This window comes from Haloferula sargassicola (assembly GCF_040362925.1).
In the GTDB taxonomy this organism is placed as follows: domain Bacteria; phylum Verrucomicrobiota; class Verrucomicrobiia; order Verrucomicrobiales; family Akkermansiaceae; genus Haloferula; species Haloferula sargassicola.
Window position 1 is genome coordinate 1 of record NZ_BAABRI010000026.1, and the last position, 12,691, is coordinate 12,691.

General features: G+C 64.0%; 12 protein-coding genes. 5 read left to right on the plus strand and 7 right to left on the minus strand.

Annotated elements, in window-relative coordinates; genetic code table 11:
- Nucleotides 1–188 precede the first annotated feature (188 nt).
- The 5 genes from ABXH26_RS18315 to ABXH26_RS18335 all read left to right on the plus strand — a co-directional run bounded on the left by ABXH26_RS18315 (nt 189) and on the right by ABXH26_RS18335 (nt 3,177).
- Nucleotides 189–656: a hypothetical protein gene (locus tag ABXH26_RS18315; RefSeq protein ID WP_353568553.1), complete on the plus strand. Its 468-nt coding sequence runs from the start codon at nt 189–191 to the stop codon at nt 654–656.
- 54 nt (nt 657–710) lie between these two features.
- On the plus strand, nt 711–1,148 hold the full coding sequence (locus ABXH26_RS18320; RefSeq protein WP_353568554.1) for an IS110 family transposase: 438 nt from the start codon (nt 711–713) through the stop codon (nt 1,146–1,148).
- 78 nt (nt 1,149–1,226) lie between these two features.
- Entirely contained in the window at nt 1,227–1,841 is a 615-nt protein-coding gene (locus tag ABXH26_RS18325) for a transposase (RefSeq protein ID WP_353568555.1), read from the plus strand.
- Between the two features lie 644 nt (nt 1,842–2,485).
- Complete coding sequence (locus tag ABXH26_RS18330) at nt 2,486–2,788, plus strand: hypothetical protein (RefSeq protein ID WP_353568556.1); 303 nt, start codon at nt 2,486–2,488, stop codon at nt 2,786–2,788.
- Between the two features lie 176 nt (nt 2,789–2,964).
- Nucleotides 2,965–3,177, plus strand: coding sequence for an addiction module protein (locus ABXH26_RS18335; protein WP_353568557.1), 213 nt, complete (start codon nt 2,965–2,967; stop codon nt 3,175–3,177).
- Between the two features lie 710 nt (nt 3,178–3,887).
- Here the strand turns inward: ABXH26_RS18335 and ABXH26_RS18340 are convergent.
- Genes ABXH26_RS18340 through ABXH26_RS18370 form a run of 7 tightly spaced genes read right to left on the minus strand, consistent with a single transcriptional unit; the run spans nt 3,888 to nt 12,671 of the window.
- Nucleotides 3,888–5,816: a fructose-bisphosphatase class III gene (locus tag ABXH26_RS18340; protein ID WP_353568558.1), complete on the minus strand. Its 1,929-nt coding sequence runs from the start codon at nt 5,814–5,816 to the stop codon at nt 3,888–3,890.
- A 58-nt stretch (nt 5,817–5,874) separates the two neighbouring features.
- Nucleotides 5,875–6,846 (minus strand): glycoside hydrolase family 43 protein, encoded by a 972-nt coding sequence (locus ABXH26_RS18345; RefSeq protein WP_434783437.1) that lies wholly within the window; start codon nt 6,844–6,846, stop codon nt 5,875–5,877.
- Nucleotides 6,847–6,898: 52 nt separating this feature from the next.
- The gene (locus ABXH26_RS18350) at nt 6,899–7,288 is read right to left on the minus strand and encodes a response regulator (RefSeq protein WP_353568559.1); all 390 of its coding nucleotides are present in this window, start codon (nt 7,286–7,288) and stop codon (nt 6,899–6,901) included.
- 47 nt (nt 7,289–7,335) lie between these two features.
- Entirely contained in the window at nt 7,336–9,606 is a 2,271-nt protein-coding gene (locus ABXH26_RS18355) for a PAS domain-containing protein (RefSeq protein WP_353568560.1), read from the minus strand.
- Between the two features lie 57 nt (nt 9,607–9,663).
- Nucleotides 9,664–10,314 (minus strand): L,D-transpeptidase family protein, encoded by a 651-nt coding sequence (locus tag ABXH26_RS18360; RefSeq protein ID WP_353568561.1) that lies wholly within the window; start codon nt 10,312–10,314, stop codon nt 9,664–9,666.
- A gap of 53 nt (nt 10,315–10,367) precedes the next feature.
- Nucleotides 10,368–11,708 (minus strand): tetratricopeptide repeat protein, encoded by a 1,341-nt coding sequence (locus ABXH26_RS18365; protein WP_353568562.1) that lies wholly within the window; start codon nt 11,706–11,708, stop codon nt 10,368–10,370.
- A gap of 42 nt (nt 11,709–11,750) precedes the next feature.
- Nucleotides 11,751–12,671, minus strand: a complete 921-nt coding sequence (locus ABXH26_RS18370; protein ID WP_353568563.1) for a hypothetical protein — start codon at nt 12,669–12,671, stop codon at nt 11,751–11,753.
- Nucleotides 12,672–12,691: the final 20 nt, after the last annotated feature.

Consider the following 12,691-nt stretch of genomic DNA (forward strand, 5'->3'; position numbering starts at 1 on the left):
TGATACCAAGCGGCTGAAGTGATCGCGTCATCTTTTTTTCATAGCAGGAACAAGCCTGACAGATCGCTTCAACCCTTTCAACGCCGCAGCGCGGAGTCGCCGCGCAGCGGCTCTGTTCAACAAGGCGGCGCTCCTAACGCCTGACCCGCCGTGAGTTCAATCCGTCATGACCATTCCACCTTCAACCCATGATCGAAGCCGCGCCCCCGGTCAGGCGTAGGAGGACTTCGACGTTCGGCAAAGAAATGACTGCGATTGAGAGAGCAATCCGTGGGCGCACAATCCAAAGCTTTCAGATCAGCGACAACGGTCGGTGGAGTTCGATCGGGCTGGATGGGCAGCGAGCTATCTCGTGCGAAGGATTGTTGAGATTTGTTGGTGATGATGGGCAGTTCATCACAGTAGAAGATCACAATCAGAAGTTTGGGCTTCCGAAGCCATTTGACGCTGAAGCAGCAATATCCCATGAAGTCATCGGCAAGGTGATCGACCAAGCCCACATTTGCTCCAAGACTGGTGATCTCCGGCTTACGATAGCTGGCGGTGTGATCGAGTTGATTGCCTCTTCGTCAGGCTACGAATCGTTCCAAGTGACAGGCGATAAGAGCGGGATCATTGTGGGCATGGGCGGGAAGCAAGAAGCCGAACAAGATTAGATGAGAAGGCAGGGAGGACCATGACTGGCCCGATGGTGTATACTACCCCTTGCCATGAAAACGAACTCATCTACGACAACCATAGGAATCGACCTCGGCGATCGGAAGCACTCGATTTGCGTGCTCGCGGTTGATGGAGAAATCCTGGCGGAGACCACCCTCACCAACACGCGGGAAGCCATGTCTCGTTTCTCGAAGAAATACCCTGGCGCTTTGGTCGTGATGGAGGTTGGGATGCAAAGTCCTTGGATCAGCCGCTTTTTTACTGATCTTGGCCACCGTGTATTGGTGGCCAATCCCCGCAAAGTCCGCGCGATCTATCAAAACGACCGGAAGTGCGATCGCAAGGACGCGGCGATGCTCGCCAAGCTGGCCCGGGCCGACGAAACCTTGCTGGCTCCGATCGAGCACGGCACCGAGCAAGCACAGCTCGACCTGCTTCAGGTCAAGCTGCGGGACAATCTGGTGCGCCAGCGGGTCAATGTGATTTGATCTCGCCGCCTCACGGCTCGCCCCCCTGCGGGGGCACGTCGCTTCGCTCCTGTCCATCCCGCTCCGCGGTATTCCGCGGTGCGCTTCACCCTCAAGAGCCTGGGTATCCGCCTGGGCTCGCCGAATACGAACTGCTTCGCCCGCCACGCACGGCGCGAGCTTGCGGAAGGAGACGCCGGGATTCTCGCGTTGATTGAGCCGTCGCTGATGGTCATTGAGACCATGACCGCTCAGATCAAGAAGCTCGACGGCGCGCTTGCCGAACTCGCCGCAGAGTCTTACCCCGAGACAGAGTTTCTTACTCAGATCGCTGGCATCGGCCCGATCACCTCGCTGACATTCATCCTGACCATCGGTGACCCGGAGCGCTTTCGACGACCGCGGGACATTGGAGCTTATCTCGGACTGGTGCCCAAGCGCCACCAGTCCGGCGACACCGACAAGCAGATGCGCATCAGCAAGGCCGACGACACCTATCTTCGAAAGCTGCTGGTGGGTGCCGCGCAGTATGTGCTCGGACCCTTCGGTCCGGACACCACGCTGAAGAGGCACGGTCTAAAGCTTGCGGAACGGGGCGGGCCCCGAGCCAAGAAAAAGGCGGTGGTGGCCATCGCGCGCAAACTCGCCGTGCTGATGCTCGCCTTGTGGCGCGAGGAGGAGATCTACAAACCGCTGCGCCACCGCGCTGCCTGAAGCACCAACCCATTTTCCGATGAAACAAGTTCGAAACGATTTGGAACGATCACGGTGCTGCGCCAGCACCGGCCATGCGCCGAGTGCGTGAACAAGAAAGTGACGTTCCTCCCTTTTATGGAAACACCGGATCAAAGCGTGCACCACGTCGATGAAAGCGACGATCCCGTCGTGACGAAGAGTGCGGATGGAAGCCTGAATCCACTGTTTCAATCCGATAGCCGGGGCTGCCGCCCCGCACCCCGCCGAGCTGGGGTCAGCTCGATCACCAACGAGTCGCCCCCCAACCCCCGTCCGGGGGCTTCGCCCCTCCCGTCCCCCCAGGGGAGCGGGGGGATATCTCTTCAAGTCTGCAAGCCGCAGAAAACCAACCACCGAGACATGACCACTTGAAGTGAACTTCAAATTCGATTTGACTGCCTTCTCATGGAAGGCGTGGGTGGCAACCCGCTACCCCGCCGCGAGTTCAATCCGTCATGACCATTCAACCCTCAACCCACAGTCGAAGCCTCGCCCCCGGGCAGGTGTGAGAGGACTTCGACGTTAGGCGTATGCGTTACCCTGCTGACATTGCTCGCTCTGTATGGAAGTGGTGGTCATATTTTTGTGGCGGCCTCGTCCTCCTGTTGATTTGCCTCGTTTGCTTGGCGACGCTCAAGCAGTCGCGTAAGGACAGAGCGTTTGTTGAGACCGAGCTTGTTCCGCTAGCGAGGTATGTTGAGGGCTTTCGCGATTCCCAACATCGGTTGCCGAGCGAGGACGAGTTCAAGCGTTGGGCTGACACCAACCGCGAGAACAAGGCAGTGTGGTATTTCACGGAGCGGCCATCGTTCATGTCAGATTGGGGGACGCCGGACAGGGATTTTGTGGTTGGCATGTGGCGCGGCGAGTGGGTTCAGTATTATCGTTCGTGGGATGGAAAGAGTTTTGATGGAGACACATATTGATACGCCTAACCATGCGCTGCAGCGAACAGCCTCCGCGCCGTCCGTTCGAGCGTCGAGGGAGTTGGGGAGCGCGCCGTGCGCTCCACCCGCGCCGCCGAGGTCGTCGCTGAGCTTGAGTCGTTCGCCAGAAAAATCGAGATGGCGAAGTTCGATCCCGTCGGCTAGACTTCGCGCGTATGAAGCTTGATGAGATTGCCGAGGAGGCGGTCAAACTCCCCGAAGAGGAGCGGGCCGCCCTTGCTTCGCGATTGATTCACGGGCTGCAGACACCGGTATACGACGTGTCGGATGAGGAAGTGTTCCGGCGCATCAACGAAGCCGAGAAAGATCCTTCGGTCATGATTTCTTTCGAGGACCTGGTGTCCGGCATCCGCAGCCGTGGAGCTTAGATTCCATCGACGGGTTCAGCACGACCTCAACGAGGCGCTGAACCGCTACTACGAGATTTCGGAGGCACTTGGGGAGGACTTCTTCGCCGAGTTCCAGCTAGGGCTTGCCAAGGCGTGTAAGCATCCCCGGTTCTTCCACTTCGATGCCACTGGCTACGGAGGTGCAATCTTGATCGCTTCCCCTACCACTTTCTCTACGACATTCGGGGCGGTGCGATTCGGGTCTGGGTCCTCAGGCATGATCGGCGGAAGCCGAGCTTTGGGACAACAAGGTTCAAATGAAAGCAGAACAAGATGCGTGGGTGGCAACCCGCTACCCCGCCGCGAGTCGGAGATTGAACCGTGATGAGAACCCTTTACCCCGTGTCGAACTGGCGCTCCCGGTAGGGGGTGCCACCACTTCGACGCTATGTCGTTACGAATTCATCATTGAGCTGGGTGTTGAGGTAGATGAGGAGTTTTCGGGCGATGGCGCAGAGGGCCACTTTGACCGGTTTTCCGGGTGCAATGAGCTGCTTGGATTGCGGGCGAACATGGGATTGCGGTGGGCGGCGGCGAGAGCGGCCATGTAGAGAGCTTCGCGGGGTTTCGAGCGCCCCGCCTGGATGGTGCGCCTGCCCCGCGCCGCGCCGATGGCGACATTGCACTTCCATGGTTCGGAGATCTCGGGGGCCCGAAAGGGGGCCTAGTGAGCTCCCGATGGCCGGCTCTCAAGCCTCGGACCGCTCCTGGATTTCGCCGTCCTGGTAGGCGGCGACGAGTTCCTCGAGGGCGCGGATCTGGGCGCGGATGCCCTCGCCTTGCTCGGTATCGCCGACCATGCGGGGGCGGTCGTAGGCGCGGACGAGGGTCATGTCCGGGATGAGGTCGCCGCCCTCGCGGACGGCGGCCACTGGGTCCGGGAAGGCGTGATGCTCCGCCAGCACTTCCCCCTCGGGGGCGAGGATGAAGGTGTAGCCGCGGTCGCCGTAGGCCTCGGAAAAGGCACCGTCAATCGTGACCGCGTTGCCGCCACGCTTGAGCGGGCTCTCCCCTTCCTCGACCTTTACCGGGACGTGGCCATTGACGACGATGCCGCCCTCTTCGACGCCCATTTCGCGGCAGATCCGGTCGCAGAAATCGAAGTCGTGGATCCAGCGGAACCACGCGTTCTTGGTCTCCGCGTGGGTGGCCGCATCCTCAATGAAGTAGGTCTCGAAGGTGGCCATCCGGTCCTTTCCGAAGAGCGGCGACTTCGGGCCGGCCCACAGGTAGTAGAACCAGTCGAGGTCATCGCGATCGACCTGTGCCCCGGCCCGGAAGGCGCGCTTGATGACGCGGTTGAGCGCCGGGAACTGCTGCGGCCCGCGGCATTCGTTGCCATCGATCTCAAGCGGCAGGTAGCCGCCCTCCTCATCGACCGCGAGGCAGGCGTGGAAGATGACCGCCCGATCCCGGACCACCGCCATGCGGCCGCGGTCGGACACCCACTTCATGTGCTGCCACAGCCGCGGCGAGGAGGTGAAGGATTCCTTCAGCCGGTCCATGCACTGGCTTTCCTCCGGTGACAGGCGGTTGGGATCGGAGGGGTCCACCGTCGGCAAGTACGAGTCCCGTAGTGGATAGGTCGTATCGTCGAGCTCGATGCTGGCGTTTTCGAAATCAATCTTCGGCAGCAGGTTGCGGTCGTTCATTTCCCACTCGGGGTGGCGCTCGATCATCCGTCCCTGGAGCTTGAACTCGAGGATGGCCGCGGCCTTGTGCATGCGGGCGATGAGGCGCGGGTCGCGCTCGCCCTCGCGCTTCGACAGGAAGTGCTCGGCGGGGTCGTCGGCGTAGGCGATTTCCGCGAGCTGCTCCAGCGCCTTGGTCAGCAGGCCGTAGCCTTCCTCGAGCTGATAGAGCCGGCGGTAGCGCAGGGAAATGCGCAGCACGAGAGCGATCAGGGCCTCATTGCCGAGGCAGGCGCCCATCCAGCTGACGTCGTGGTTTCCCCACACCAGCGAGACGTTCGGCTGGCGCATCAGGTAATCGACCACCCGGTCGAGCCGCGGGCCGCGGTCGCCGAGGTCGCCGGCGACGATGGTTTCCTCCACCGTCAGGTTCCGGATGAAGCGCGAGGCGCTGCGAATGGCGGAAAAGGCCAGCCGGCGGCGGACCATTTCGCGCAGCTGCACCTCGAGGAACACGGGATCGTGCCCGCCAGCGGGGTAGTTCAGCAGCACCTCGAACAGCTCGCGATGCTCCTTCGGCGCGAGCAGCTTCACCGTTTTCCGCCGCCGCTCGCGGACCATGATGCGGATCAGGTCGAACTGCCGCGTCAGCGTCGCCAGCACCCAGCGGAAGCGCTCGTCGTCATCGGAAAGCGCGTCGTCCTTGAGCTGGAGGATCTCGGCCGGGTAGTAGAGGACGTTGAGAAACTCGTCGAACTCCGCTTCGCCGAGCTGGTCCTCGAACAACTCGGCCACCAGGGGCCGCAGCCGGCCGGAGGCGTTGTTGATGACGTGGCGCAGTTTCTTGGCCTCGCCGTGGACGTCGGAAATGACGTGAATGACGCCCTTCGGCAGCTCGAGCTGGGCCTTCAGCGCGGCGATCTCGGAGACGGCCGACTCAATGGTGGGAAAACGTTCGGCCAGCGCGCGTTGGATCCATCCGGACATGCCCGAGCTTCAGTCAGGTCGACGGTGAACCCAAGCGCGCAGCGCGGGAAAAGGCCGCTCAGCCGCCGCTGAGATCGGTCTCCTCGACGCCTTCGAAGGTGATCTTGATCGGCTTGATGCGCCCGTCCTTGTCGAACTCCATCTTGTCGATGCAGGTGACGCGGGCGTTGCCGTCCGTTTCGCCCAGCGGGCGGCGGTGATAGACGGCGAACCACTCGTCCTTGCCCGGCACCTGGATCACCGAGTGATGCCCGGCTCCGGTGGCGACCTCCGGGTCCTGCTGGAGCACGGTGCCGATGCGCTCGAAGGGCCCGAAGGGCGAGTCGCCGATCGCGTAGGCCACGCGGTAGTCGGGGCCGGTCCAGCCGCCCTCGGACCACATGAAGTAGTACTTCCCGTCGCGCACGAACATGATCGGGCCCTCGACGTAGTCCTGCGGCGTGATCTCCTTGAAGGTCTCGCCGTTTTCGAAGGGCACGAAGCCCGTGAAGTCGTCGTTGAGCTTGGCGATGTTGCAGTGCCGCCAGCCGCCGTAGATCAGGTAGTAGGTGCCGTCGGGATCGTGGAAGACGAACTGGTCGATCGGCTGCGCGCCATGGTGGAACTTGTCGACCAGCGGCTTGCCGAGGTGGTCCTTGTAGGGTCCGCCGGGCTTGTTGGCCACGGCCACGCCGATGCCGCCCTCCTGCTCGTCGTTCTGGATGTCGTTGGCGCCGAAAAAGAAGAAATACTTGCCGTCCTTCTCGATCACCGAGGGCGCCCACATGGCTCGCTTGGCCCACTTGATGTCCTTGTTGTCGAGGATCTTGCGATGCTTTTTCCAATGGACGAGATCTTTCGAGGAAAAGGCGTCGAAGTGGAGCTGCTGATCGTAGGGCGCCGAGTAGGTCGGGAAAATCCAGCAGGTATCGCCGAAGATCAGCGCCTCGGGATCGGCGTAGTGACCTTCGAACACGGGGTTCTTGGCCACGGCGGAACCGACCAAAAGCGTCGGCAGGACAAGGGAGCGGAGCAGCGGTTTCACGTTCATCTCGGTTGGCAGCCTTACGTGCCGGGGGGCCGTGCTCTTCCGGAAAATGAGGTCAAACGCCCGCTTCCTCGAGGTGCTTCTCGATGCACGCCAGGATGCGCTCGAAATCCGCCGTCTTGCTCACGAAGGGCAGCCCGCCGGTCATCGTCTCGCCATCGTCGGAGTCCGGGTTTTCCTCGACCAGCGCGGTCAGCATCATCACCGGCAGGTCGCGCAGCGCCGGGTCCTGGCGGATTTTCGCGACCACGTCGCCGCCATCCATGCCGGGCATGACCACATCGATCAGGCACAAGTCCGGCTTGAACGACCAGATGGCATCCATGGCTTTCGACGAATCATTGATCTCCATCACCTCGAAGCTGCCCATTTCCTCCAGGTTGGCCTTGAGCAGGGCGGTGAAGTCCGGTTCGTCATCGATGATCAGGAGGCGCGTCGCTTTCATAACATCCGGACTATCCCTTGTCCGCGCGGAGGATTCAAGCGGCCGGTTCAGGAATCGGCGGCAGCAGCCTCGGGGGCGGGCCGGCAGGCATTGAGCGTGATCCGGGCCAGCGCGCCCTGGCCGTCCTCGCGGTTCAGCAGCTCCAGGCGGCCTTGGTGCAGCTCCACGATTTTCCGCGAAACGGCCAGCCCGAGGCCGGTGCCCACGCCGGTCGGCTTGGTGGTGAAAAACGGGTCGTAGAGCTTCTTGAGGTTCTCCACGGGAATGCCCGGGCCGGTGTCCGCGACCTCGATGCAGACCACGTGGTCGTTCATCCGCAGGTGGCGGCTGGTCCGCAGCCCCTGGTCGCGTTTCACGTCGGACAAGCGCGTGGCATAGGTCCGCAAGGTGATCGAGCCGCCGCTCTCCATCGCCTGCTGGGCATTGATGATCAGGTTCACCAGCACCTGCTCGAGCTTCGGCAGGTCCACCTCCACCTGCGGCAGGTCCTCGCCGAGTTCCTCCACCACGGTGACGTTCTCCCTTTTCAGCTGGTACTCCACCAGCGACAGCGCATCGCGGACGACCTGATTCACCGGCACGGGCTCCAGCTTGAACTGGCGCGCGGAGGAAAAATCGACCAGGCCCTTGACGATCCGCTTGGCGCGCTCGATGCCGCGCTTCATCCGCTCGATGGTTTCCTTCGCGGTTTCGTCCTCATCCGGGATCTTCCGCGCCAGCAGTTCGAGGCCCATGCCGATCATCGCCAGCGGGTTTTTCACCTCGTGCGCCACGCCGGAGGCAAGCCGGCCGATCGACTCCATCTTTTCCGCCTGGATCAGCTGCTCCTGGGCGCGCTGGAGGTCGTCGTTGGCCTTCACCAGGTCCTTGTTCAGCCGCCGCATCGCATCCTCGGCCTCGCGGCGGTCGGTCACATCGGTGGAAATCCCGCCCACCGCGTAGATCTCGCCGCGATCGTCGCGCAGCGGGAAGCGCACCGTCGAGTACCAGCGCGCCTCGCCATCGACGTAGAAGCGCTCGTCGAGCCGCAGCGGGGCGGCCTGCTCGATCACCTCCAGATCGCGGCCACGGAAAGCATCCGCGGCCTCCTTGTCGCTCAGGATGTCCTCGTCGGAGCGGCTCAGCACGTCGGAGCGCTGGAGGCCGAACATTTCCTCGAAGCCCCGGTTCACCATCAGGTAGCGGCCTTCGCGGCTCTTCATGTAAACGACCGCCGGGCTGTTATCGACGACCTCCTGGAGCCGTTTTTGCATCTTCGCCAGCTCGGCGCGGGCGCGGCGCTCCTCGGTCACATCGCGGTCCATGCCCACGATGCCGACGCAGCGGCCGTCGTGGTCGAACCACGGCACCTTGGTCGTCACCACGGTCCGCTCCTCGTTGTTGGCATCCACCATCAGCCACTCGCGGATCACCATTTCGCGCTCGCCGGCGAGCAGATCGAGGTCCTCCTGCGAGCCCCTGCCGGTGACCCGTTGGGGGAAAAACTCCTCCGGCTTGCGGCCGACCATTTCACTCGGATCGGAAACACCGGCCCATTCGGCGAGCGGCCGGTTCACCAGCACGTAGTGGCGGCCGGGATCGCGGACGAAAATCCGGTCCGGGAAGCTGTCGATCAGCGACCGCAGCATGTTGCGCTCCCGTTCGAGCGTGTTGCGGGTCTCCATCAGCTCGGTCACGTCGCTGGACATGCCGAAGGTGCCGATGATCTTCCCGCCCTGGTCACGGAAGGGCATCTTGTTGGTCAGCACCCAGCCCTGCTTGCCGTCCTGGAATTCCTCGAACTCGATCTTGCCGACGATCGGCAGGCCGGTGCGGATGATCTCGCGCTCGTCCTTGAGCGCGTCGTCGGCGTGCTTGCCGAAAAAATCGTGGTCGGACTTGCCGACCATGTCGCCCGGGTGGCCGCACCGGAACCACTCGGCCATCTTCTGGTTGGTCCGCAGGAAGCGCGAGTCGAGGTCTTTGAAATACAGGCTCGAGGGCACGTGCTCCATCAGGGCATCGAAATAGCGCTCGATGACCATCCGCTCGTCGCGCTCGATGGCCAGCTTGGTCTGCAGCTCATCGACGTCCTCGACCAGCTTTTCGGCCAGGATTTCCGCCTCGCGGCTGGTCACGCCGGCCTTGCGGCGGAGGTTCCACGAGAGGGTCACGATCGAAAGCGCGCCCACGGAAGCTGCGGCCACGCGCACCGCGGGATGATCGGGCATGGTCGCCAGGATGCCGATTCCCAGCAGCCCGCAGAAGGCCAGCGCCATCCGGAACGACCGCGAAGGATCGTCGCGGTCGGCCACCGTGTCGGCATCCGGTTCATCCATACCCTCCCTAACCAACCACGCCGGGGAGGAACGCGCAATGCGCGAACGCGCGGCGGGTCACTCGACCGTCACCGGCGTGCCGATCTTCACCTTGCGGTAGATCGTGGGCATGATCGCGCGCGGGCCGCGGATGCAGCCATGGGAGGCCGGGTAGCGGGGCACGTTGCCGATGTGGTGGCCCACCCCGTCGTTGCTGAGGCGCATCCAGTAGGGCATCGGCGCGCCGGAAAAACGTCCGCCTTCGGGGACCTGCGACGGTTTTTCCACGCCGGAAACGCGGTCGCCGTTCTCATCGTAGACGCTGCCGTAGGAGTTCGACTTCTTGTCGATCGTCTTCTCGAGGATGGTGTAGTCCCCGGCCGGCGTGGCGTAGCCGCTCTTGCCGGTGGAAACAGGGTAGTCGACGACCACTTCGTCGCCCTTCATCAGGAACGCGCGTTGGAGCTTGCGGGAAATGATGAGGTGGGAGTTCTCGGGGGTCGTCAGCGAGAGCAGCGCCTCGTTTTTCCAGACCTTGGAGGTCTTCGGGTAGCTGCGCTCGGCCTTGAAGTGCTCGTAGGTACCCGGCTCGTAGGGGTTCACGGGCTCGCCCTTGTCGTTCACGGGCTTGCCGTCCGCACCGAGCTTGACCTCGGGCTCCTTGGCGCAGTTCGCCACCAGGAGGGAAAGAAACGCGAGCGACAAGGCCTTGATCCACAATTTCTTCATAGGTCAACCGGGGGTTGGACGGGGGCTATAGCCTCCCCCGCCCGGGGTGGCAATCATTTGGATTCGGCGGGAATCAGGGCCTCCGCCCGCCGCCGCAGCGACTTCGCCGCCGCCTCGTTCTTCCCCTGCGCGTCCCACAGATCCGCCAGCTGGCGCAGCGCGGCGGCCGTTTCCTCGCGCGCTTCCGGCGGGTAGCCCTTGATCGCCGACCGCAGCTTCGCCTCGGCCAGCTCGGGCTTGCCGGACTCGATCAGGTAGCCGGCGAAGGCCAGCTGGAAGTCCGGCTGGGCGGCCGGGCCATCGTTTCCCGACAGGGCCTCCGCTTCGCGGAAACGACCCGCCGCGCGCGAGGCGGTCTCCGGATCGCGGCGCGTCGCCACCGCCAACAAAGCCGCCAGCTCCGCGTCCTCCGGGGCATCGAAAACCCCCTTCTCCAGCAGCAGGCGGGCATTTCGCGGCTCGTCCGCATCCAGCCACTCCTGCGCCAGCTCGGCGAACTCCGAGGCATCGCCGCCGCGCAGCTTCAGCCGCTCGGCCGCATGCGCGCGGGCTTCTTCGGGACGATCGACTTTGCGGAAATACTTCGCCAGCGCTTGATGAGCCAGCCAGCGGCGGGGATCGATCTCCAGCACCTCCCGCAGCACCCGCACGCCCTCCTCACCGCGGTCGGCCGCGAAAAGCAGGATGCCCAGCCGCGTCCGCAGCTCCAGCGACGACGGCGCGGCAGCCACGTGCTGCTCCAGCACCGCCACCGCCCGATCGAGCCGCCCGGAGGTCCGGAAATACTCGCTCGCCGCCTTGGCCAGGCCCGCGTTTCCCGGAAATGAAGCCATCGCCCGGTCGAGCATCGCGTCCACCCGGGACTGGGCCTGCTGGTCGTCGGCCTCGAAAAGATTCCGCGCCAGCTCCAGGCCGAACCGCGCCATGCCCGGCGATTCGGACTTTTCCACCTCGTCAAACATCGCCAGCGAGCGCTCGCGCATCCCGCGCTGCTCGTAGCTTCGGAAAAGCCGGCGCCGCACGCCGATGCTGCCTGGAAAACGCACGAGCGCCTTTTCCAAACTCTCGCCCGCCAGCTTCGCGGCGAAGTCGTCGCGCGGCGAAACCTCCCCGAGAAAGTCCGCATACGCCAGCTGAGCCTCCAACCGCTCCGGATGCCGTGCGGCGAACTCGCGGTAGAGCGTCGACGCCGCCTCGATCCCGCCCCGCGCCGTCTCCAGCCCCGCCACTTTCCGCACCAGCGGCCAGGCCTCCGGATCCGCCGCCAGCGCCTTCTGATACCAGTCGATCGGATCCTTTCCCCGCGCCGCCTCCAGCACGCCGCGCGCGAAATCCTCCCGCGGCCCCGCCATCAGCGGAGCGGACAGCAAGATCAGCAGCAGCCGGCCATTCACAGCCGGATCATCGACCCGCCACCGCGGCTTGGCGAGGCCCGACTACCCCCGCACCAGCTGCTTCGCCCGCTGGACGATGTCGCGACCGCGCGACTCCAGCAGGTAGCGACCGCGATTCTTCCGGCGCAGCGCCGGCGGCAGCTCGGGCAGCTCCGGGCAGTGCCGCACCGCGAAATCCACCACCGCCATCATCTCGTCGTAGGCATACCAGGTCGGCTTGGTCCACCCGTTCCACGGCTTCGGCCGCACGCCGAAATGCGCCACGTGCTTCTCCGGGATCTTGTTCAGCTGGAACTCCGCGATCGGTGGTGCCAGCGAGGAAAAGGCCAGCAGCGAGGAAAACACCGACTCGTCCGTCATGAAGTAAGCCGGCTGGTCGCGGTTCACCACGCCGCCATCACCAGCGGGCATGACTTTCTCGATCTGCTCGTGCCACAGTTCGATGAAGGGCAGGTGACGCCGGTGCAGCACCAGGCAGTTCGTCACCACCGCCTTGTCGAGGTGCGGCTCGTCGAGGTCCGCCACGTCCCGGCGCCACGTTTCCAAAACGCCGGCCGGCACCGGTCCGCGCGGATCGCCCTCGGCGTAGAGCCGCGAGTAAGCGCGCGCGTTTTCCGCCGCATCACGGACCCGGATCTGGAACTCGTCGTTGTCCGGCACGAGCAGCTCGCTGATGTCGCCGATGACCGCGCAGTCGGCGTCCATCCAGGCGATGTAGTCCGTCTTCGCGCCGCGCAGGGCCGCCGGCTTCCAGGTGCAGGGATTCCGCCGGTTGGCCGGGTCCATTTCCTCGATGCTGACATTTCCCAGCGCCTTCAACGACGCCGTCTGCGCCGCGCTCAGATCGCGCACCAGCAGGTGCACCGGGCACTTCAGCCCCGCCTTCCGCGCCGAGGCGGTCAGCAGCAGCAGGCCCCAGAAATAGTTCCCGTCCGCGGCCGAAACGATCGTGCACTGCTCCATGTCCGGCAGGCTAGCCGCAG

Excerpts from the sequence above, each read along its gene's own strand:
- ABXH26_RS18315 (WP_353568553.1), top strand. The coding sequence starts at position 189 with ATGATCGAAGCCGCGCCCCCGGTCAGGCGTAGGAGGACTTCGACGTTC.
- ABXH26_RS18320 (WP_353568554.1), top strand. The coding sequence starts at position 711 with ATGAAAACGAACTCATCTACGACAACCATAGGAATCGACCTCGGCGAT.
- ABXH26_RS18335 (WP_353568557.1), top strand. The coding sequence starts at position 2,965 with ATGAAGCTTGATGAGATTGCCGAGGAGGCGGTCAAACTCCCCGAAGAG.
- ABXH26_RS18340 (WP_353568558.1), bottom strand. The coding sequence starts at position 5,816 with ATGTCCGGATGGATCCAACGCGCGCTGGCCGAACGTTTTCCCACCATT.
- ABXH26_RS18345 (WP_434783437.1), bottom strand. The coding sequence starts at position 6,846 with ATGAACGTGAAACCGCTGCTCCGCTCCCTTGTCCTGCCGACGCTTTTG.
- ABXH26_RS18350 (WP_353568559.1), bottom strand. The coding sequence starts at position 7,288 with ATGAAAGCGACGCGCCTCCTGATCATCGATGACGAACCGGACTTCACC.
- ABXH26_RS18355 (WP_353568560.1), bottom strand. The coding sequence starts at position 9,606 with ATGGATGAACCGGATGCCGACACGGTGGCCGACCGCGACGATCCTTCG.
- ABXH26_RS18360 (WP_353568561.1), bottom strand. The coding sequence starts at position 10,314 with ATGAAGAAATTGTGGATCAAGGCCTTGTCGCTCGCGTTTCTTTCCCTC.
- ABXH26_RS18370 (WP_353568563.1), bottom strand. The coding sequence starts at position 12,671 with ATGGAGCAGTGCACGATCGTTTCGGCCGCGGACGGGAACTATTTCTGG.